Annotated in this window: 14 protein-coding genes and 2 pseudogenes; 5 read left to right on the top strand and 11 right to left on the bottom strand. The window is 68.5% G+C overall.

Features of this window, described 5'->3' with window-relative positions:
• Positions 1-834: 834 nt before the first annotated feature.
• The 3 genes and pseudogenes from ABIB53_RS16235 to ABIB53_RS02865 form a co-directional block, all read right to left on the bottom strand.
• Positions 835-991 (bottom strand): annotated as a pseudogene (locus ABIB53_RS16235) (LbetaH domain-containing protein); the annotation flags it as partial.
• A 314-nt stretch (positions 992-1305) separates the two neighbouring features.
• Complete coding sequence (locus ABIB53_RS02870; protein ID WP_354587043.1) at positions 1306-4482, bottom strand: FkbM family methyltransferase; 3177 nt, start codon at positions 4480-4482, stop codon at positions 1306-1308.
• On the bottom strand, positions 4479-5138 hold the full coding sequence (locus ABIB53_RS02865) for a hypothetical protein (protein ID WP_354587042.1): 660 nt from the start codon (positions 5136-5138) through the stop codon (positions 4479-4481). Before ABIB53_RS02865 ends, ABIB53_RS02870 begins: the two co-directional genes overlap by 4 nt.
• Positions 5139-5502: 364 nt before the next feature.
• On the opposite strand from ABIB53_RS02865, the gene ABIB53_RS02860 reads away from it, so the two are divergent.
• Positions 5503-6819, top strand: coding sequence for a hypothetical protein (locus ABIB53_RS02860; protein ID WP_354587041.1), 1317 nt, complete (start codon positions 5503-5505; stop codon positions 6817-6819).
• Here the strand turns inward: ABIB53_RS02860 and ABIB53_RS02855 are convergent.
• On the bottom strand, positions 6816-8717 hold the full coding sequence (locus tag ABIB53_RS02855) for a glycosyltransferase family protein (protein ID WP_354587040.1): 1902 nt from the start codon (positions 8715-8717) through the stop codon (positions 6816-6818). The two genes, ABIB53_RS02860 and ABIB53_RS02855, sit on opposite strands and share 4 nt — an antisense overlap.
• Before the next feature lie 132 nt (positions 8718-8849).
• On the opposite strand from ABIB53_RS02855, the gene ABIB53_RS02850 reads away from it, so the two are divergent.
• Complete coding sequence (locus tag ABIB53_RS02850) at positions 8850-9977, top strand: SGNH/GDSL hydrolase family protein (RefSeq protein ID WP_354587039.1); 1128 nt, start codon at positions 8850-8852, stop codon at positions 9975-9977.
• Positions 9978-10289: 312 nt separating this feature from the next.
• Here ABIB53_RS02850 and ABIB53_RS02845 read toward each other — a convergent pair.
• The 6 genes and pseudogenes from ABIB53_RS02845 to ABIB53_RS02820 form a co-directional block, all read right to left on the bottom strand.
• Positions 10290-10802, bottom strand: a pseudogene (locus ABIB53_RS02845) (MraY family glycosyltransferase); the annotation flags it as partial.
• Between the two features lie 101 nt (positions 10803-10903).
• On the bottom strand, positions 10904-12688 hold the full coding sequence (locus ABIB53_RS02840) for a polysaccharide biosynthesis protein (RefSeq protein WP_354587038.1): 1785 nt from the start codon (positions 12686-12688) through the stop codon (positions 10904-10906).
• A 136-nt stretch (positions 12689-12824) separates the two neighbouring features.
• Complete coding sequence (gene rfbA / locus ABIB53_RS02835; RefSeq protein ID WP_354587036.1) at positions 12825-13691, bottom strand: glucose-1-phosphate thymidylyltransferase RfbA; 867 nt, start codon at positions 13689-13691, stop codon at positions 12825-12827.
• Positions 13692-13715: 24 nt separating this feature from the next.
• On the bottom strand, positions 13716-15653 hold the full coding sequence (locus ABIB53_RS02830) for a hypothetical protein (protein ID WP_354587035.1): 1938 nt from the start codon (positions 15651-15653) through the stop codon (positions 13716-13718).
• A 231-nt stretch (positions 15654-15884) separates the two neighbouring features.
• On the bottom strand, positions 15885-16346 hold the full coding sequence (locus ABIB53_RS02825; RefSeq protein WP_354587034.1) for a PGPGW domain-containing protein: 462 nt from the start codon (positions 16344-16346) through the stop codon (positions 15885-15887).
• A 65-nt stretch (positions 16347-16411) separates the two neighbouring features.
• Positions 16412-16597, bottom strand: a complete 186-nt coding sequence (locus ABIB53_RS02820; RefSeq protein ID WP_354587033.1) for a helix-hairpin-helix domain-containing protein — start codon at positions 16595-16597, stop codon at positions 16412-16414.
• 89 nt (positions 16598-16686) lie between these two features.
• Here ABIB53_RS02820 and rfbB point away from each other — a divergent pair, with 89 nt between their 5' ends.
• Positions 16687-17685 (top strand): dTDP-glucose 4,6-dehydratase, encoded by a 999-nt coding sequence (gene rfbB, locus ABIB53_RS02815; RefSeq protein ID WP_354587031.1) that lies wholly within the window; start codon positions 16687-16689, stop codon positions 17683-17685.
• A 2-nt stretch (positions 17686-17687) separates the two neighbouring features.
• Positions 17688-19073 (top strand): sugar nucleotide-binding protein, encoded by a 1386-nt coding sequence (locus ABIB53_RS02810; protein ID WP_354587029.1) that lies wholly within the window; start codon positions 17688-17690, stop codon positions 19071-19073.
• Between the two features lie 61 nt (positions 19074-19134).
• Here ABIB53_RS02810 and ABIB53_RS02805 read toward each other — a convergent pair whose 3' ends face one another.
• The gene (locus ABIB53_RS02805) at positions 19135-19365 is read right to left on the bottom strand and encodes a hypothetical protein (protein ID WP_354587028.1); all 231 of its coding nucleotides are present in this window, start codon (positions 19363-19365) and stop codon (positions 19135-19137) included.
• A gap of 72 nt (positions 19366-19437) precedes the next feature.
• Between ABIB53_RS02805 and ABIB53_RS02800 the strand changes: the two genes are divergently transcribed.
• On the top strand, positions 19438-20232 hold the full coding sequence (locus ABIB53_RS02800) for a mechanosensitive ion channel family protein (RefSeq protein WP_354587027.1): 795 nt from the start codon (positions 19438-19440) through the stop codon (positions 20230-20232).
• Positions 20233-20247: the final 15 nt, after the last annotated feature.

The following is a 20247-nucleotide window of genomic DNA, read 5'->3' as shown; positions in this document are numbered from 1 at the left end:
TTCCTCCGGAGCCGCTCAGCCGCTTCGACCCGTTCAGCTAGCTTGCGCGATGCCTCCGGAAGCGACGCCCGCAAGGTGCTATGGCGGACGAGCAGGTCGTGTGCACGTGTGATCGACCCCTGCTGGAACCATGCCGCATTCAGGGCGGCGGCCAGGGCCTGCGGTGACGGCTGGGCCGACATCGTCTTGAAGGGATCGGCGTCGACGGCAGCCCACCCGGTGTCTCGCCCGCTTTCTGCGGAGTGTGCGGTCGACCCCACGTCGGCGCTTCCTCGCGCCGCTTCGGAGAGGGGTTCGATCTTTCGGCTCGGAGTCATCCATCGGGCCGGCGAGGTCAGGGCTCTGCCGATCCGCATCGCACGCGAGGACCGGACTCGGCTGAGGTCGCTCTTCAGGCGCTGCGTCTCGGAGCGGTAGGCAGCCAGCGCGCTGTTCGCCGAACCCAGCTCGGATGTCAGCTTCTTGACCCGTGCCTGTGCCCCGGCGTTCTTCGTCTGGAGTGACCGGTGCTCGGTCTCGAGGCGTTGAAGCACGCGTGCTCGAGCCCGCAACCTCTGCAGCTCCGCGAGCACTTCGTGCGGGTGCGCAGCGACCTCGGCAGCGAGGTGGCGCGACAGGGCCTCGCTGTCCGTCTGCTCGTCGGGATGCAGATGTGTCAAGGTGCTTTGTCCTTCGGTGGGGTCAACCTGGTGTAGGTGGTGGGATAGGTCGGGAGATCCGCCTGCGCGAGCGCGTTCAGACTCGCATGCACGTCCTTGGAGACGACCTGACGCAGCCCGTGCGGGTCGAGCTCCCACCACCGGCTCGCGAGTAGCCGATCGCTCGTAACTGAGTCAAAACGTTGCTTGACGAGACGAGCCGGGCTACCCACCACGACGCCGTAAGCAGGCACGTCGCGCGTCACGATCGAACCCGCGCCTATGATCGCCCCGGTCCCGATCCGGATGCCAGACATGATGCGGACACCGTCTCCGATCCAGACGTCGTGGCCGATGATGACGCGGCGCTTTGGCTCCTCGTTCGCGAGTCTCATCTGGCTGCGATCCGTCGGGAAGGTGAACCAGGGGTTGGTGCTGATCACGGAGGAGTCGTGGTTCGCCAGGCCGATCGTCACGTCTCGGCCGATGGAGCAGTACCGTCCAATCTCGCAGTAGGACCGGATCAGCCCAGAGTTGATGTAGCTGGCGAAGCCGAAGAACACGGTGCCGAAGAGCTGGGTGTTGTTGATCCGGGCCTCTGCCTCACCGAAGACGGCCCAGCCCTGGCCGATGCTGGGGGAGATCTGAGGCGGACGGTAGGGCGACGTCAATTCGACTCCTTCGAACGTGCGACGATGCCGGCGAGCTTGAGATAGATCTGGCCAGAGGCGAGCTGCACCTCTTGGCTCTCGGCGCGGGTCCGTCCGGCCCTGCTGAAGGTGCGCCATAGGACCGGGTCGCGATACATCGCCGGGAGCACAGAGTTCAGCTGCTCCGGTCTGTCGACCTCGACCCCGGCCAGGCCGAGCGTTTCAGAGAGGGACTGCGGCATCTCCCGGAACACGATCGGGACACCAAGCGCCGCCACCTCCATCGGGACCATCTCGTAGGTCGCGTACTTGGTCGGTGCGACCATGAGCCGCACCGTTGAGAGGCGCTCAGAGAAATTGTCCTTCAGGAACGGCCAGACTTCGTCAAGCTCGAAGTCCGGGGTGAATCGCGGCTTGTACTGCTGCACACCGTAGACCGGGACCCCGGGAAGTGCGGCACGTATCGCTGCTACCCACTCGCGGCCGGAGCCACCGACGAGCGCTGGGTCTGCGAGCTTGGCGATATCCCCGACGAAGACACCGGAGGTGGTGCTGTACTCGGCGTATGGGGGACTGACCGGTGCCAACGTCTTCGGCACCTCCACAACAAGGTGGCGGATCGGCTCCATGCCGGGCATGTTCTTGGCCGCAGCAGTGAAGACCATGAGGTGAGCGTGACCGGGGCACTCGGCATCCAGCTCCTGCACAGAGCGGACGATGCTCTCGGTCCGTTCCGGGACGGACTGGAGCGACATGTTGATCACCACCTGGCGGCCCAACCTCATGTGGTGCTTGGCCACTGCTTCCGCCCGCGCGTAATCCGGACGATCAGGGTCGCCGGCGTAGATGACGACCACGTCTGGCACGAAGTCCTCGAGGCCGAACGGGTCGCCCGTCTCGATGTCGGCAAGGTGGCTGGTGACGCCAAAGCGGCGTAGCGCGGTCGCCATGAGGTGCGTGGACTTGAGGATGCCTCCCTTGCGCCATCGGTCGACGTCCGTCCTGCCGACGATGGCAACCTTGAGACTCGACCGCAGCGGAGTCTCGGTGGCCTCGTGGATGACCCACGGCTTGTGATCGGCCACCGTTCTGGTCACGGTCTCCCGGACGTCCAGGCGCTTGCCGCCGTCCTTCTTGATCGAGGCGTTCGAGATGGAAGGAGCGTGGCGGTCGATCGGGTCGGCCCAGCCCCGCTCGTGAGCAAGGACCACCATGGGCGTCCGGGACTTCTGAGCACGAAGGGCGAGCCAGACATCGGCCATGTTGGGAATCGTGAAGTCCTCGGAAGTCACCCTGAGCGTGTCCGTATGGAATCCCGCCGCTCCTGTCCCGAGCAGGTGGACCCCGGTATCAGCGCCTCGGGTGGAGTAGTACGCGAGGACCCGGCGGGACTCCGCGCTGTAGTAGTCGCTGAAGCCGTCGTGGAATATCGAGCCGTGCCAACCGACGACGGCCTTGCGGTCGTAGCGCTCGATGCCGTCGATGAGGTGGTCGACGTAGAAGTCCGGGTAGGCGATGTCGTCGTCGCACGTGAGGTAGTACCCCTCGTACTCGTCGACGAAGAGGAACTTGCCTCGGTCGCCATGATCGGGCCCTGTGTGGAAGAAGACGTTGTCGTAGGCCGGCAGCGACCGGGGGACCTCGTCCATCTCGTTCAGGTAGACGTGGATGTCGTCTGCCTGGGGTGCGAGGCTCTGCAGCACGATTGCCAGCCCCTCCTCGCGCCCGGGCATCGTGGCGATCCCGATGCGGACGTGGTCCTTGCGCACCTGGCGGTGAAGCAGAGGGCGAACGTCGGAGCTCGGAGCCGCACGGTTGAGGATCGTCGGAGGCTCGTCCCCTGAGAGCAGGGCGAGCGCCGTGTCCACGCCGACGGAGTGGTCCCAGGACCCTGGTACTGCAGACTCCAGGCGATCGGAGACGAGCTGGTAGCTCATCGCCATGAGGTCGAGGTCATGTCGAAGGTCGCCCTGAGCCCGGTGCAGAGACGAGGCGGACTCCCGGGCGGCAGCCAGCTCGACGATCAGCTCCTCGCGTTCCGCGGTGGTCTGCCGGAGCTCGTTGGCGAGGCGTTCGGACACGGCTTCGGCCTCCCGAAGTCGATGCAGTGCATCGTCAGTGGCCTGACTGGCGGCGCGGGCCTTGTTCGTCTGGTCATCGAGTTCCAGGCGGACCCTGGCGAGGGTGGTGCTCAGCTCGCTGACGGATCTCCGCCCGGCCTCCAGATGGCTGTCAAGGCCGCGGGTCCGCTCCTCGTGGACCTCCCGCGTGGCCGCCGCGTCCGCGAGTGCCGCGGCTAGCGCCTCGCGGGATGCCGCAAGCTCCGCCTTGAGATGAACGCTGCCGCCTGCCCCGGCCTCATCGGTGGATGCGTCGTCACCGGCGAGCCGGTGCTCGATGCGGTTCAGTCCTTTACTAATTCGCTGAGCAGCCCCCGCCGCGATCCGTTCGGAACGGCGGTCTCGTTCGACCTCGAGCCTTCGCCGCAGCTGGTGTAGGTCGCCCGCGTATGGTCCGTCGGGGTGGGCCAGCACTAGATTGTCAGACCGGCCCCCGATGAGTACGACCTCATAGCCGAGGGGCGCCAGGACGCCGTGGATGTCTCGGGACGCGATCGGGCCGTGTGCCTCGACGCAGATGATCGGATGTGAGCGCTCAAGCAGGTCCAGTGCGCCATTGAGGGCACGCACCTCGGCCCCCTCGAGGTCGAGCTTGAGCAGGTTCACGTCGAGGTCCGCGCACAGATTGTCCAACGTTGTGCCGACGACCTCTCGACCACCCGAGTCGACCACTCGCGTGAGTCCGCCGTTGTCGGGGTGCGGGTTGTCGATGGTCAGCGGCCCCTCGCCGTCCCACAGCGCGACGTCCTTGATCGTGACCCGGTCGGTCAGCGCGTTCTGGGCAACGTTGGCCCGAAGGATGTCGAGGTTGTCAGCGTCAGGCTCGATCGCCATCACCTTGGCGTCGAAGACCGTCGCGAAGTACACCGTGTGATTACCGATGTTCGCGCCGCCATCGACGATCCAACCTGGCCGACTCAGGGCGATGCCGGCGAGAGCCGCCAGCAGGTCTCCCTCGTAGAAGCCTGTCGACGACCGCACCTGCTCGAAGATGTACTCGCCCGGGCGGCCCAGCAGGCTGACCTCCGCCTCTCCCTCTTTGATGTCGACCCGACCAAGGGCGTGTTCGCTCACTTGTGAGCCCCGAGTTCGGGCGTGCTCGTCGACATGCGCACCAGCCCAATCAGGATGTTCGCGCGGACGCTCAGCTCAGTCGTCCCCGCTGCGAGGCTGTCCAGGGCGGTTCGCAGCTCCGCCATCTCTGCCGCGGTGCCTTGCACCGCCGTGGCGGTGGAGGACTCCAACGCGTGGATCCGAGCGCTGAGCTGGTTCTGCTGACGACCAAGGACGCCCATGGACTGCAAGAGCGCGTGCCGTACCTGAGCCAGGGTCAACTGCTCGACATCCGACGTCTCGCTGCGCGCTTCGTCGAGGTTGACGAGCATCGAGCGTGTGTCCGCGGCGTTACGCAGGTACGTCCGACGCAGAGACTCGATCGTCGCCGACACCCCGTCGACCTCAGCCCGCAGTGCGGTGATGTCTGCCTGCAGCGCCGTGAGCGGTTGCCCCGTGGGTGAGTGCTCAGAAAGGCGTGCCTGAAGACTGCGTGACGCGGTGCGAAGCTGAGACAGCGACTGCACGAGGACGAAAGCAACTCCGACCAGAGCGATGAGGAGCACGACCGTCCCCACGGCACTGGTCACCTCGGGTCCGGCTATCAGCGCGGCGCAGGCGACTGCCGCCACCCCGATGACCACACCGGCAGCGACGATCAGCTTGAGATTTCGCATCTACGACTCCTGAGGTGGACCGGTACGTGCTTAGGACGCATTGGGTTGCAGTCCGGTCGTGGTGACTTCGGCTCATACGCTAGTGCCTGGTCTCCGAGCGTGTTGCACGGCGGTCTACGGGGAGGGTGCTTGTGCGTAGGATCGGGCCCGGCGATCCGACGAGAACCTTCGCATCGCAAGACGAACACCTCGCTGAGCTGGATTCCCTGCCAGCGCGCCGGACAAGGAGTTCAGTGGTCAAGCTCATCATCTGGGACCTCGATGACGCATTGTGGGAAGGCGTTCTCACAAGCGCCTTCAGCCGAGGGCACTCCGAGGCTCAGATGCTCCGCCGGTCGACGCTTGGTGCGGGCTGAGGTATTCGATGTTCGAGGACCGGGCATTCCGCTGGCTTGCGACGATCGATAGCCCCGGCGGTGCTTTTGATCGCTACATCGAGTCGATGCAGCTCCATCGCCACGACATCACCGAGGGATTTCGGCGCGGCCACGACCTCTGGCTCGACCTCGATCGACTGGGGGCATACTGGGCGTCCTTCCCGGAGGAAGACGAGCTCGTGCTCTTTCTGGTGGATCGAGGGGAGTCGCCCAGTCTCGACCTCGACCGGCTCGCGTCGTTGCTCCCAGATCGGACGAGGGCGATCGTCGTCGCTCGGTCGTATCGCCGGGCCGCGGACGACCGAGTTCTCGTCATCGGAGCGCCCGTCGAGTCGGACGCCGACCTCGACGCCAAGTGCGGTGCCCACCTCGCGCGCTTCATCCGTCTCCAGCCCACCGGTAGCCCGCTCAACCCGGCGGCTAAGGCCTTCCCCGACGACGCGTGGACATTCGACGGGGTGGGGAGCTACGAGCCGGTCATCGACGGGCGCGGGACGGTGACCATCGAGGAGGATGGCCTCCGGTACGACTTCTTCAGCTCTCTCCGCTCAGGGAGTCGACTCCTCCTGGTCGTGGGTCAGAGCGCACTGGTGCGTAGCCAGGTCGTCCTGCCGGCGTTCCAGAGGTGGACCTGGTCTGAAGACATCCCGCACACCTCGGCGATGGTCCTCAACGACCCAATCCTCTATCTCGACGACACCCTGAACGCTGGCTGGTGGTTCGGAACTCGTGAGCGCGATACCGCGCGAGAGATGGCGGACATCGTCGGCCGGACGAAAGATGAGCTCGGTCTCGAGGCTGGTCAGGTCGTCTTTTACGGCGGTTCGGCGGGAGGATTCTCGTCGCTGCACATGGCCGCCTGCCTCCCCGGCTCGATCGCTGTCGTCGACATCCCTCAGATCGACATGCGGCGGTATCAGCAGGTCGGCGAAGCGGACCGAGCGGCGGCCGTCGCCTTCGACGTGACTCGGATCGCAGACACACCCCCGGAGCTCTGGCACCGGATCGACGTGACCGAGCGGTTCGCGCACGAGAGACATGTCCCAGATCACCTCTACCTGCAGAACGTCCGGGATCAATCGCATGTCGCCGACCACTACGGCTACTTCGTGTCCCGGGTCTCGGCGTTGGCCAAGGAACACGGCTGGGCACAGCATCGCGCGCAGACAGAGATGTACTCGCAGCTGAGCCTGGTTCGCGGGGGTCATTTCCCGCTGAACCGTGCTGACACCATGGAGCGCATCGCCGAGTTCGCCCGCATCGAGGTCGCACCGGGCGCGCCGCGCCGCCCCGGCTGGCTCTAGGGCTCGCGGGTAAGCGCACCCACCGAGATCCTGCGCGCGCCAGGACGACCGGCGTCCATCGGCTTGTCCCGACCCACAGCTAGTACGTCAGCATTCGCCAGCAGCTCGGCGTCGCTTGCCGACCACGTGTGGTCGTCGCCACCCCTTCGCACCTGCACGAAGCCGAAGCGGTCGGCGGAGTAGACCCGCCCACCACCGGCGATGACCCGGCGCAGGAGCTCGCTGTCCTCACCTACCCCGACATCGGGGAAGCGGTGCTGCGCCACGACCGACCGGGGGGCGACGATCGTCGGCCCGACGACGAAGTGCGTGAAGCGGTGCTCCTGCTCCGGGAAGCGCACGACGTGGGCTTCCTGGCTCTCGAGATACATCTGGTGCGCGTGCTTGCCGACGACCTCGGCTCCGGAGTACTCGAGCGCCTGCAGGCTGTCGAAGAGGTAGTGCTCGCCGTACAGGTCGTCGTCGTCCATCTTCGCGACGACGTCCCCGTCCGCCGCGTCGACGAGCCTGTTGAGGCAGGTGCCCAGCGGCACCGAGGCGTCTGCCTGCAGCACGACGACGTCCTCGAGCCTGTGCTCGGCCGCCAGGGCACGGACACGGGCCTCCTCGTCGAAGCCGTGCATGAGCAGGGCGAGCTGCACTGTGACGTCACGCTGCTGCCCGACCTGGGCGATGACGTGCTCGAGCTGGTGCGGTCGGTTGGTCGAGACGAGCGCGGTGACCATCCGGGGACGCCGTACGTGCTCGTCCAGCCCGACGGCGCGCAGCACCTCATCGACCCGCGCGGCGTACGTGTGATCGCGCCAGATGCGCCGCTGCGCGCGGTGGACGGTGCGGTCTCGCAGGAGCGGGCTGCGCACGAGCGCCCGGAGCATCCACCGGGCCTCGTCGGGGTCGTCGACGCGGACGACCTCATCGGGCGGGAAGAACGCGTCGAGCGCAGCGCTCGGAGTAGAGACGACCGGGGTGCCGCACGCTGAGATCTCGAAGACGCGTCGAGCGCACATGCTGGGGCTGCCGACCACCGAGTTGACGTTGAGGAAGACCTTGAAGGCGCGATAGGCGCTGAGTGTCTGCTCGTAGGTCAGACTTCCGACGACGCGCTGGTCCAAGGGCGCCGGGAACTGGTAGTTGGGATCTCCGCCCTGGAAGCGCGAGAAGATCTCGAGCCCGTGCTTCATGCGGGGCGAGACGTCGGCGGCCGCGCCGAGGAGCAGATCCATCTGCTCACGCCGCTCGGGATACTTGTGGGCGAAGTACATGCCGGCGAAGGCGATGTCTCGGCTCGCGTGCCCTCGGGTCGGACGGATCGGGTTGTGGATGCGCTCCTGCGCGGCGAACGCCATGACCGCGACGCGGTCATGGCCCAGCCGCTCTCGGTACCGCTCGACCATCTCGACATCGGTGGTGAGCACCCGGTCGAAAAGACGTGCTGTGTCGAGGAAGTCCTCGAAGTGGACCGGGTCCTCCTTGCACCAGAAGACCGTCGGGATCTCACGTCGACGGCACTCCTCGACGAGGGCCACGAGCTGAGGCGCGGGAGCGCTCGGTCCGGTGAGCTTGTAGCGCCATGCAGCGCCGTTGCCGTGCCACGCCGACTCGACGAAGAGCAGGTCGACCCCGTCGGCGATCTGGTCTGGCCACGACGTCGGGGTGATGTCGATCTGAGACCACTCCGGTGAGAGCGCGAGCCGGCTGAAGTCGTCGAGGATGGTCGCGACCCGCAGGTCGGGACGGCGTGGTTGGCGGTCTGGGATGGGCCATTCCGGGTAGCGATCCTCGACGATCGCGACACCGGTGGACGCCGCACCTTGTCGGCGCCGCCACGCGCGCACCTGATCCATCCCGCCGTGCCTAAGGTGCCAGAGCGCGGTGCGCACGGTGCGCGTTGACGGCATCAATCTCTCCCTGTGGTGACGTCGGACGACCCCCGTCCCAGCCGAGCCGATGTCTGATCCGGCGTCGCCGTGCGCGATACTACCCGGGTGAGAAGAGCAAGGCTGACCGGCGTCCTCGTTGGCATCGTCGTCGTGCTCCTCAACATCGGCGTCGTCGTCGGGATCGTGGTGGGGCTCGAGGGTGCGCCGTCGACGCGGGACTCCGCGACGAGTTCCTCCTCCTCGATCGATGCGGCACCGACGACGTCCGGCACCCCGACTAAGCGATCAAGGCCGAGTCCCCGTGAGGTGCTCTCTCGTCGTGAGAGCCCGACTGTGGTGGTTCTGGGTGGCGACGAGGGTGTGGGGGACGCTGGGTGGGTCGACCGGCTGAGCTCGGTCGCCGCCGAGGGAGGGCGCGCTGTCGACTACGCGCGTCTGTCGCCTGACGACCCCACCAAGTACTCGGATGCCGTCAAGTCCGGAGCAGGACGGCAGCTCGTACTGCGGAACGCATCTGTGCCAGGTTCTTCACCTTCCTACGCGAAGAACCGTTTGCCCTTCCTCGTCCCCAAGGACGCCGACGTCGTCCTCATCAGCTATCAGCCGGTGCGGGCCGAGGGGCTGAGCGCTCAGCTCAGCTCCCTGATGCGGGCGGTTGAGTCACAGGCGCCGAACGCCGTCATCGCACTGGTCGTCGGACCCGACCAAGGTGAGCCGTCCCACACACAGGTGCGGGCGGCACAACGTCGCTGGTCGTCGAAGCAGGACGTCCCCAGCGTGGACATCGGCAAGGCGTTCGACTCAGCTGAAGGCGTGTTGCTGGTTGACCCTGCGAGCCAGACCGGGCTAACAGCACCGGGCGCCGACGCGTGGGCCCAGGCCGTCGCTGATTTCCTCTTCGGGCGGGTCCCGGTCAGCCCTCCTGCGACGACCAGCCCGACCGCGGACGTCACGCCGGACGAGTCGACGTCGGTCACGTCAGAGACCTCCTCCCGACCGCCGGAGCCGGCGACGACCGACGCTCCGCCGCCCGTCGTCACGAGCACGCCGGCTCCGCCCGCACCCGGCCCGGCCGGTCCCGGCCCCGTCGGCACCAGCACCGGCAACCCGAGCTCCGATCCGCTCCCCAGCTCGACCAGCTCAGATCCTTCGGGCAGCCCCTCCGGGACCGAAGAACCCTCTGGCACGACTGACGGCACGGAGAGCACCACCACGAGCGAGTCCTCGACGTCGATGTCCGAGAGCACGAGCGACATCTTCGACGCGGCGACGACGTAGCACGCCGAGGACCTCGGGGGACGCGGCCCAGCCGCCGGAGAGGGCGACGGAGGCGACGATCGCCGTAGCCGGCGGGCACCGGCGGGCCACCGCGGACAGGACGAGCACCTGAGCAGCGTGCGCGACAGCCACCTGGCCGTGGGTCAGGCCCTGCTCGTGGACCAGGCGCTGGTAGGCGTGAGATCGGTGCGCCTGCGTCAGTGGCGCACCTGCGCTGGCTCGCCGCGTGAGCGTGACGAGTGCATCCGACACGTAGGGCGCGAGGGGGAGGATGGTCCTCAGACCGTCCTTCACCCCTCCGGTCGTCGCGGCAGCAGCGATCATCGACCCGATGAGATAGCTGCCCGAGTCCCCGAGGAAGAGGCGTGCGACGGGCGCGTTCCAGGGCAGGAAGCCCATGCTGACGCCGGCCACCAGCGTGCCATGGAGGGCGGTGCGCGGAGCAGCGGTCGCGTGCAGGCCCCAGGCGAGCCCGGTCAGGGCTGTCATCGCGTTGATGCCGTCCATGAAGTTCACGACGTTGACTGCGAGCACGTAGACCGGCGGACCTGCCAGGGTTGCCTGGGCACCGCATCCGCTCGCGACGAGCCCTGCGACGGCCTGGGCTCCGAGCCGGACGAAGGGTGGGACGTCGCCGAGGTCGTCGCCGAGACCCACCGCGGTCAGAGCCGCGACAGCGAGGATCTGACGCGCGCCCGGGGCTGCCGTGTCGCCGCGTGTCCTCGACAGGAGCAGACCGGCGGTGATCCCTGCGGCGCACGCCACGCCGCCTGCCCTGGGGACGGGCACGACGTGCGAGGAGCGGGAGTTCGGGTGGTCGAGCATGTCGGCCCGCACGAGAGCAGATCGGATCGGCAGCGCGGCTGCTGACGTCGTGACGGCCGCGACCGCACCGACGAGGCCAGCCGACCTGGCGCGACTCGAGATCATCGCCCCTGTCCGCGAGTCCAGCCCGCCGTCTGGTCGAGGACGACACCGGGCGGCTCCTCCATCCAGGTCCGCGCCTGCTCCGGGGTGGCCTGACGCAGACGCACGAGATGATCGCGGGCCATCGCCGGGGCGAGGACACGCGACACCCTCGGGTGGCCGGAGTCGAGGATGGCCTCGTCCTGTCCGAAGAGCTGCTCCCGGAGCTTCTCGCCGTCACGCAGACCGGTGTAGACGATGTCGATCCCGGTCCGCTCCGAGAGGCTGATGAGAGTTCTCGCCATCTCGTCGATCTTCGCCGGCGTGCCCATGTCGAGGACGAGCACGTCGCCGCGTCCGCCGAGTGCTGCCGCTTGCAGGACCAGCTGGCAGGCCTCGTCGACGAGCATGAAGTAGCGCTCGACGTCGGGGTGCGTGACCGTGACTGGCCCACCTCGCTCGATCTGGCTGGCGAAGACGCCGACGACCGAGCCCCGCGAGCCGAGGACGTTGCCGAAGCGCACGCTGACGAACGTGCCGCGTCCACGCCTGCCGTACGTGGAGGTGAGGCGCTCGGTCAGTCGCTTGCTGCGACCCAGGACGCTGGTGGGATCGGCCGCCTTGTCGGTCGAGATGTTGACGAAGGTGTCGACGTCGTGCTCACGTGCTGTCTCCAGGACGTTGAGCGTGCCGAGCACGTTCGTCTTCCACGCCTCGTCGAGAGAGCGCTCGAGGATCGACAGATGCTTGAGAGCGGCGGCGTGGAAGACGATCTCAGGCTGGTGAGCAGCGAAGACCTCGCGCAGTCGACCACGATCGCGGATGTCGGCGAGGACGACGTGATCACCCTCGAAGAGCCCGCGCCCGGTCATGCTCATCTGGGTCGCCTGCAGGGCGGTCTCATCACGGTCGAGCAGCACGAGAGCGGCGGGCGCGTATCGCTCGATCTGCCGGCACAGCTCGGAACCGATCGACCCTCCGGCCCCGGTGACGAGCACGCGCCTCCCCATGACGGTCCGGGCGACCGCTGCGGTGTCGAGCTCGACAGGGTGGCGACCGAGCAGGTCGCGCAGGTCGATGCTGCGCAGGTTACGGGTGCTGGGGCGGCCGACGATCTCCGACATCGGCGGGAGCACGAGGATGTCGAGCCCAGCCTCCTCGGCACGGTGCCTGAGGTCGACGAGCAGGTCGGGGGCGGCGCTCGGCACGGCGACGGCCAGCGTGGTCGCGCCCGCGCGGAAGGCGACCCCGGCGAGATCCTCGCGCCGACCACGGACCCTGACCCCGTCGATGCGCAGTCGCTTCTTGCGCGGGTCGTCGTCGAGGAGAGCGACCGGGAGGAGACCCTGGTCCGGGTCGCGGAGCATCGAGCGCACCAGCTGGTGCCCACCCTCGCCGGCTCCGAAGATGACGACCCTGCGCGAGTCGGGTGCATGATCGGCGGAGTCGAGCGAGCGGATGACGAAGCGGGCGCCGAACATGCCGACCAGCGCGATGGCGGCCGCGGTGACCGGGACCGTCCTGGGCACGAAAATCGGCTGCGCGAAGAAGTTGGCGACGAAGAGGACCGCCGCGACGAGCACGATCAGCTTCGTGAGGGCGTAGACCTCCTCGAACGAGCCGGACTGGTGGCGCACGAGGTACGGGCCGAGCACGAAGCCGAAGACCAGGTGGATGACTGCGGCGGCGAGCGCCGTGATGATGAGACGGTCGGTGTCGACCCGCCCGAGGTCGAAGTCGTAACGCAGGACGGTTGCCGAGACGATCGCCACCGACCAGATGCAGGTGTCCGTCACGACAGCCACGAGGCGTCGTCGGGGCCCTCTGCGGGCACGCGCACGAAGCGGGGCTGAATCAGGCACAGTCCGATCCTCCCCAGGTAGATGCTGTGCATATCGACCGGGAGTGATTGTGGCACACGTTGCAGAAGTGGTCTCCTGCTCAACGACTTTCGAGCAACCCCAAGAGGTACTGGCCGTAGCCGCTCTTGATCAGCGGCTCGGCGCGCTCGCGCAGACCGTCGTCGTCGATGTAGCCCATGCGCCAGGCGACCTCCTCGGGGCAGCCGACCTTCAGGCCTTGCCGGCCCTCCAGCGTGCGCACGTAGTTGCTCGCGTCGTTGAGCGAGTCGAAGCTGCCGGTGTCGAGCCACGCCGTGCCGCGGGGGAGGACCTCGACCTGCAGGCGACCCTCCTCCATGTACCCGCGGTTGAGGTCGGTGATCTCGAGCTCGCCACGCGCGCTCGGGCGCAGAGCGGCGGCACGGTCGACCACCCCTTCGTCGTAGAAGTACAGACCCGGCACCGCGAGGTCGCTCCGCGGACGGGTGGGCTTCTCCTCGAGGCTGATCGCCCTCCCTTCGCCGTCCACCTCGACGACGCCGTAGGCGGTCGGGTCGGCGACGCGGTAGCCGAAGATCGCAGCCCCGTCGATCTCGTGGTGGCGCCGTAGCTGGGTGCCCAGACCCGGCCCGTAGAAGATGTTGTCGCCGAGGACGAGGCCCGCCTTGCCACCGGCGAGGTGGTCGTGGCCGATGACGAAGGCCTGCGCGAGCCCGTCGGGGGAGGGCTGCTCCGCGTAGGTGAGGTTGATGCCCATCTGCGAGCCGTCGCCGAGCAGCCGGTGGAAGCCGTCGGCCTCGTGGGGGGTCGTGATGAGCAGGACGTCCTGGATCCCCGCGAGCATGAGCGTCGACAGCGGGTAGTAGACCATCGGCTTGTCGTAGACCGGCACGAGCTGCTTGCTCGTCCCGAGCGTGATCGGGTGCAGTCGCGAGCCGGTCCCCCCGGCCAGGATGATGCCGCGCATGACACCACCCTAGGTCGGGGGCGCCTATCGCAGGCTTACTTTCCTCAGCTCCTCACCCGCTGGGTAGAGCAGGTCGTCCCCGTCCACGACGAGCTGGGGCAGGGAGACCCCACTGTCCACGATGGTCTCTGACCGACCCGTCGCCGGGTCCACGGCGTAGATGCTGGTAGAGGTCTGCAGGTAGAGGGTCCCGCCGTGGATCACCAAGGCCGAGGAGTTGTACGTCAGCTCGTCTCGCTGTGGCTCGGTCGTGACGTCGACCCGCCTCTTCACCGCCCCGGTGAGGGGGTCCAGCTCGAAGAGAGTGCCGCCCTGAGCGGCCCAGACCGATCCAGACGGGTCGAAGACGACTGCTCCGAAAGCCTGTGCGCCCGGTGCAGGTGAGGTCTCCCAGATCTTGACCCCCCTAGCGGCGTCGTACGCGAAGACGGTCGCGCTGCTGGCAGAGGGCTGCGTCCCCAGACCTCCCCACCGTGACGTCCCACCGACGACGACGTCACCCATGGCCGACAGGCTCACCACTGACTGCTCGGGTACGACGTCTCGGACGAAGCGGACGGTTGCGTCGGACTCGATGATCCCGAGGCCACCACCGAGCACTCCGAACTTCGGGATTGTGCCGAAGAAGACACGGTCACCTCCAGTCGCCCACGCACGAGGTCTGTCCTGCTGAGCAGCGCCCCCGAGGTCTGCGATGACCTTTGGGTTCGTGCCGTCCACCCACTCACGGGTGCGGTCGTACTGGAAGACCTTAGCGCCGCTGTACGAACCCAGATATTGGTAGCGCCCGTGCGCCGCGGTGCCCTCGATCTCACCGATGATGCGAGCGCCGCCCTTGACGGGTCTCCGTGGAAACTGGCTCTTCGCGCCAGTGCGGAGGTTGACGATGGACAGGCTCCCTCCTCCGTACCCGCCGACGAAGATCCGGCCCGGGTCGCCGTTGGACACGGACTTGATCGTCATGGGCACAGGCAAGAGCGTGATCGGGTACGTGGTCGCCACCCCGGTCGAGGGATCGATGGAGGTGATCTCGTCGCGCCTGGGGTTGTAGACGAGGAGTCGGTCGCCTGTCGACCCACCCAGCGTCGTGTGAACCACGTGCGTGTCCCGCCCGCTGACATCAGCGGTTCGGTGGACAGGACGCGATTCACCCGACTGGGCGTCGACGGCGGTCATGCCGCCGCCGTTGACGTAGTAGAAGTCTCCCGAGCTGCCGACGGGGGATGGGGCCACGCGTGCATCATTCGACGGGACGGTCCAGGTGCGGCGCCACAGGTCGTACAGGCGGCGTTGCGGGGGCTGAGACAGGCCAGAAGTGGTCTTGCCAGCGGGGATCTCGACTGAGAGAAACCGTCCGAGCAGACGCATCTCCCCGATGATCCCGGTCTCGATCGGGTCCGGCAGCGGGATCTGCAAGCGATCAGCGGGGTCGTCGATCGAGATCCGGACGATCCCGGGTCTCGAAGGCCCGACCGCCACGTAGACGAAGCGGCCGTCTGCTACGACGCGGCGTGCGTACTGAGCGCTCGCTCTCACCTGACCGAGATTGGTGATCCGCGACGACTGAGGCTCCACACGCCAGAGCTCTGCGTGCGGGTAGCTCCCGCCCCATACGACGCCGTCGGTCCCCACTTCGAGGGTGAAGACGTTGCTTGCTCGGGGAGTCACCGGCCCCAGGTCGACAGCCGAGATCTGTCCGGGGGTGTAACGGTAGAGGTGCTCGGTGTTACCGCCTGCATATATGCGGCCCTGGCGGTCGACGACCAGCGCCTCGCCCGTCGACATCCCCGGTAACCCCACCGAGCTGTCGACGTGATTGCTCTCGACGTCGACGACCTGCAGGCGCGCAGGACTGCCCGAGACGACCACCGCGAGCTTGAGCCGCCCCTCGACGACGAGCGCTGCGCTCGTCTTGGTCTGCGGGACGGCGTCCACCGGGGTCTGCCATCCGTTGGCGATCACGGCAGTGGACTGCTGCATCGCGGGCCCAGTCGTTGATGCTCGTGACGCCCCGTAGGCCCCAAGTGCTACGACGACCGCTGCGGCGACTCCGAAGGTGGTTCGCCGTCGGGCGGAGCTGAGGCGCGCCACTACTCGATGCACGTCAATCTCCGTCGCTCGTAGTCCAGGCCCTGGAAGATGCTACGTGGACCACCACGCAGATGCGCCCTGCGTCCCGCGTGAAGGGGGAGGTCAGACCCGCTGGTCCTCGCGGGCCTCGTCGTCGCGGATGTCGCGGAAGTTGAGATAGCTGTAGACGAGCATCGCCGCGGCGATGACGCCGGAGGCGATGAGGGAGCCGCCGGTGCCCCAGCCGCCGGGGAGCCACCACTTGGCGTCGAGGGGCCACCACGACGGGACCGGGGGCTGCAGGCCCCACACGACGCCCGCGCCGACGAGGAAGACGATGAGCAGGCCCGACAGCGCGATCCGGCCCCAGCTCGAGACGCTGTCGGCCGCGGTGCGTAGGGCCGCCTTCTTCACCGGCTCGAGCCGGCGCTCCGCCCACTCGTACTGCGTCGCGAGCAGCGCCATGCCGGCGAAGAGGGCGAGCAGACCCGGGCCGGGCAGGAAGAGCGCGGCGATGCCGACGAGCACGAGCAGCCATCCGGCGATCTGGATGGCGACCTTCTTGATCACGGCCGGACCGGCCATCGTGAGCTCCTCGGGTGGGTGACGGGCTGGGGGGATCGTAAGCGCGTCAGCCGGAGATCAGGCCGTCACGCGCCCCGTCGTGCCTCGTCGAGCAGTCGGACGGCCCTCGGGCCGACCCCGTGCAGCGCGAGCAGCTCCTCGAGGTCCTCCGGGAGGTCGGCCTGGGAGCGGTAGCCCGCGTCGACGAGCGCCCCGGTCGCGGGCCGCCCGATGCGCACCCCGTCGAAGGTCGGTCCGCGGTCCTCGGTCATGCGCTCACGGTAGGACGGGCAGCCCTGCACCGCACGGGATCTGCCCGAAGCCCGGTGCGCGCACCTCGGGCACCCATACCCTGCAAGGCATGCACCGATTGCTCGTCACCGGGGGAGCCGGCTTCATCGGCAGCAACTTCGTCCACCACGTCGTCGCGACGACCGACGCCCACGTCACCGTCCTCGACAAGCTGACGTACGCCTCGAGCGAGGCCTCGCTCGCCGACCTGCCCGCAGACAGGGTGCGGCTCGTCGTCGGCGACATCGCCGAGGCCGAGACCGTCGACCCGCTCGTCGCCGAGGCCGACGCGGTCGTGCACTACGCCGCCGAGTCGCACAACGACAACTCGCTGGCCGACCCGTCCCCCTTCGTGCGGACCAACATCGTCGGCACGTACACGATCCTCGAGGCGGTGCGCCGCCACGGCACCCGGCTGCACCACGTCTCTACCGACGAGGTCTACGGCGACCTCGAGCTCGACGACCCGGCCCGCTTCACCGAGGCCACGCCCTACCAGCCGTCGAGCCCGTACTCCGCGACGAAGGCCGGCAGCGACCACCTCGTGCGCGCGTGGGTGCGCTCCTTCGGCATCCCCGCGACGATCTCGAACTGCTCGAACAACTACGGGCCGTGGCAGCACGTCGAGAAGTTCATCCCGCGCCAGATCACCAACCTGATCGACGGGGTCCGCCCGCGCCTCTACGGCGCCGGGGCGAACGTGCGCGACTGGATCCACGCCGACGACCACTCCAGCGCCGTGTGGACGATCCTCACGAACGGGGAGAGCGGCCGCACCTATCTCGTCGGCGCCGACGGGGAGCAGGACAACCTCACCGTCGTCCGCACGATCCTCGAGCTCATGGGGCGTGACCCCGACGACTTCGAGCACGTCACCGACCGGGCCGGGCACGACATGCGCTACGCCATCGACTCGACGCGGCTTCGCACCGAGCTCGGCTGGGAGCCGCGGTACGGCGACTTCCGCGAGGGGCTCGAGCGCACGGTGCAGTGGTACCGCGAGCACGAGGACTGGTGGCGCCCGCAGAAGGCGGCCACCGAGGCCACGTACGCGGCGAAGGGGCACTGACCGTGGCCGAGCTGAGCGTCGAGACCACCGCGATCCCGGGACTGCTCGTCCTGCGACTGCCCGTGCACGGGGACGCCCGCGGGTGGTTCAAGGAGTCGTGGCAGCGGGCGAAGATGACCGCGCTCGGGCTGCCGGACTTCGGGCCGGTGCAGCACAACGTCTCGTACAACGACAGCGCGGGCGCCACGCGTGGCATCCACGCCGAGCCGTGGGACAAGCTCGTCTCCGTCGTCACCGGGCGTGTCTTCGGCGCGTGGGTCGACCTGCGCGAGGGCGAGGGCTTCGGCACGACGGTGACCGTCGAGGTCGACCCGGGGGTCGCGGTCTTCGTGCCGCGTGGCGTCGGCAACTCCTACCAGGCGCTCGAGGACGGCACGGCGTACAGCTATCTCGTCAGCGCGCACTGGCAGCCCGGGCTCACCTACCCCGCGCTCGCGCTCGACGACCCCGATGCCGCGATCGCCTGGCCGATCCCGCTCGAGCGCGCGGAGATCAGCGACAAGGACCGGGGCAACCCGACCCTGGCGGGGGTCACCCCCTTCGCCCGGACCGCGCAGCGGGTGCTCGTCCTCGGGGCCCATGGCCAGGTGGGCCGTGCGCTGATGCGGGCGCTGCCGGACGCGCGCGGGCTGACCCGCGCCGAGCTCGACATCTCCGACCCGGCGGCGCTCGAGGCCTTCGACTGGTCGGGGGTCGACGTCGTCGTCAACGCCGCCGCGATGACCGCCGTCGACCACGCCGAGAGCGAGCCCGGCCGGCGCGAGGCGTGGGCCGCCAACGCGACCGCCGTCGCCCGGCTCGCCGCGCTCGCCGTACGCCACGACCTCACCCTCGTGCACGTCTCGAGCGACTACGTCTTCGACGGCACCGCCGAGGTGCACGACGAGGACGAAGGGCTGGCGCCGCTCGGCGTCTACGGGCAGAGCAAGGCCGCCGGCGACCTCGCGGTCTCTGTCGTCCCGCGCCACTACGTGCTGCGCACGTCGTGGGTCATCGGTGACGGGGCGAACTTCGTCGACACGATGGCCCGCCTGGCCGACGAAGGGGTGTCCCCCCGCGTCGTCGACGACCAGCACGGGCGGCTCACCTTCGCCGACGACCTCGCGGGGGCGGTCGCGCACCTGCTGGAGGTCGGGGCCCCTGCAGGGACGTACGACGTGACGAGCGGGGGAGCGAGCCGGTCGTGGGCCGACGTCGCGAAGGCGGTCTTCGAGCTGCGGGGGAGGTCCGGGTCCGACGTCACCGGCGTGAGCACGGCCGAGTACGCCGACGGCCGCCCCATGGCCCCCCGCCCCCGCCACAGCACCCTCTCGCTGGACAAGATCGCCGCCACCGGCTGGGAGCCGGTGGACCAGGACGAGAGGCTTCGAGCGCACCTCGCGCGGTAGGGGTGCGAAGGCCGCCAGGCCTGAGCCTCGAGGTCACCCTCGACCCTCGAGGTCGCCCCGCTCAGCCCTTGCGCTGCAGGCGGCGGGTGGCGCGGCGGGTGAGGGCTGCGCGGAGGGGGGCGACAAGGCGTCCCTCGGGCCTGCTCGAGCGCTCCGCGCTCCACGTGTGGCCGTCGCGGCAGATGTAGGTGGTCTTCTCGTGCTCGCCCTGGGCGTCGAAGCGGCGGTCGGTCACATCAGAGGCGCTGACCTGCCCGCAGCTCGGGCAGGGGGGTGCCTCTCGCTCGATCATGCTTACAAGTCTGCCACCATTCCTGAAATGCGCTGACTTACAGCGTAAACCGACGCATTTCAGGAGAAGCAGATGCAGAACGCGCTCGACCAGCTGTGGGTCGCCCTGGCCCTGTACGTCCCCAAGATCGTCCTCTTCCTCGTCATCCTCGTCATCGGGTGGATCGTGGCGAAGGTCCTCGGCAAGGCCGTCGACTCGATCCTCGAGCGCGTCGGCTTCGACCGCGCGGTCGAGCGGGGCGGCGTCAAGCGCGCCCTCGCGCGGTCGCAGTACGACGCCTCGTCGATCGTCGGCAAGGTCGTCTACTACACGCTCGTCCTCTTCGTGCTGCAGCTCGCCTTCGGGGTCTTCGGCCCCAACCCGATCAGCGACCTGCTCACGCGCGTCATCGCCTTCCTCCCGAGCGTCGTCGTGGCGATCGTCATCGTCGTCCTCGCCGCCGCGATCGCCACGGCGGTCCGCGAGCTCGTCGCCAACACCCTGGGCGGGCTGTCCTACGGCCGCGTCCTGGCCAACATCGCCGGCGCCTTCATCATCGGCCTCGGCATCATCGCGGCCCTCGACCAGGTCGGCATCGCCACGACGGTGACCATGCCGGTCCTCATCGCCGTCCTCGCGACCATCGGCGGCATCCTCGTCGTCGGTGTCGGCGGCGGGCTCATCAAGCCGATGCAGGCCCGCTGGGAGGGCTACCTCGGCACCGCCGAGCGCGAGGCGCAGAACATCAAGGACGAGGCGGCCAAGGCTCCCTCCGTCTCGCAGCAGGCCCACCAGGCCAAGGCCGCGGCGCAGGCCGCGGAGGCTCGTACCCGGCCGGCCGGCGGTGCCCAGCCGGCCGACGTCCCCTTCGACCGCGACCAGCGCTGAGCCGGCGCCCGTGGC

The organism is Janibacter sp. UYMM211 (assembly GCF_040547045.1).
Classification (GTDB): Bacteria; Actinomycetota; Actinomycetes; order Actinomycetales; family Dermatophilaceae; genus Marihabitans; species Marihabitans melonis.
This window is presented reverse-complemented; position numbering and strand designations above follow the sequence as displayed.

Bases quoted from the DNA above. Each gene is read 5' to 3' on its own strand.
- ABIB53_RS02865 (WP_354587042.1), bottom strand. From the start codon at position 5,138: ATGCGAAATCTCAAGCTGATCGTCGCTGCCGGTGTGGTCATCGGGGTG.
- ABIB53_RS02860 (WP_354587041.1), top strand. From the start codon at position 5,503: ATGTTCGAGGACCGGGCATTCCGCTGGCTTGCGACGATCGATAGCCCC.
- ABIB53_RS02855 (WP_354587040.1), bottom strand. From the start codon at position 8,717: ATGCCGTCAACGCGCACCGTGCGCACCGCGCTCTGGCACCTTAGGCAC.
- rfbA (WP_354587036.1), bottom strand. From the start codon at position 13,691: ATGCGCGGCATCATCCTGGCCGGGGGGACCGGCTCGCGACTGCACCCG.
- ABIB53_RS02825 (WP_354587034.1), bottom strand. From the start codon at position 16,346: ATGGCCGGTCCGGCCGTGATCAAGAAGGTCGCCATCCAGATCGCCGGA.
- ABIB53_RS02820 (WP_354587033.1), bottom strand. From the start codon at position 16,597: ATGACCGAGGACCGCGGACCGACCTTCGACGGGGTGCGCATCGGGCGG.
- rfbB (WP_354587031.1), top strand. From the start codon at position 16,687: ATGCACCGATTGCTCGTCACCGGGGGAGCCGGCTTCATCGGCAGCAAC.
- ABIB53_RS02805 (WP_354587028.1), bottom strand. From the start codon at position 19,365: ATGATCGAGCGAGAGGCACCCCCCTGCCCGAGCTGCGGGCAGGTCAGC.
- ABIB53_RS02800 (WP_354587027.1), top strand. From the start codon at position 19,438: ATGCAGAACGCGCTCGACCAGCTGTGGGTCGCCCTGGCCCTGTACGTC.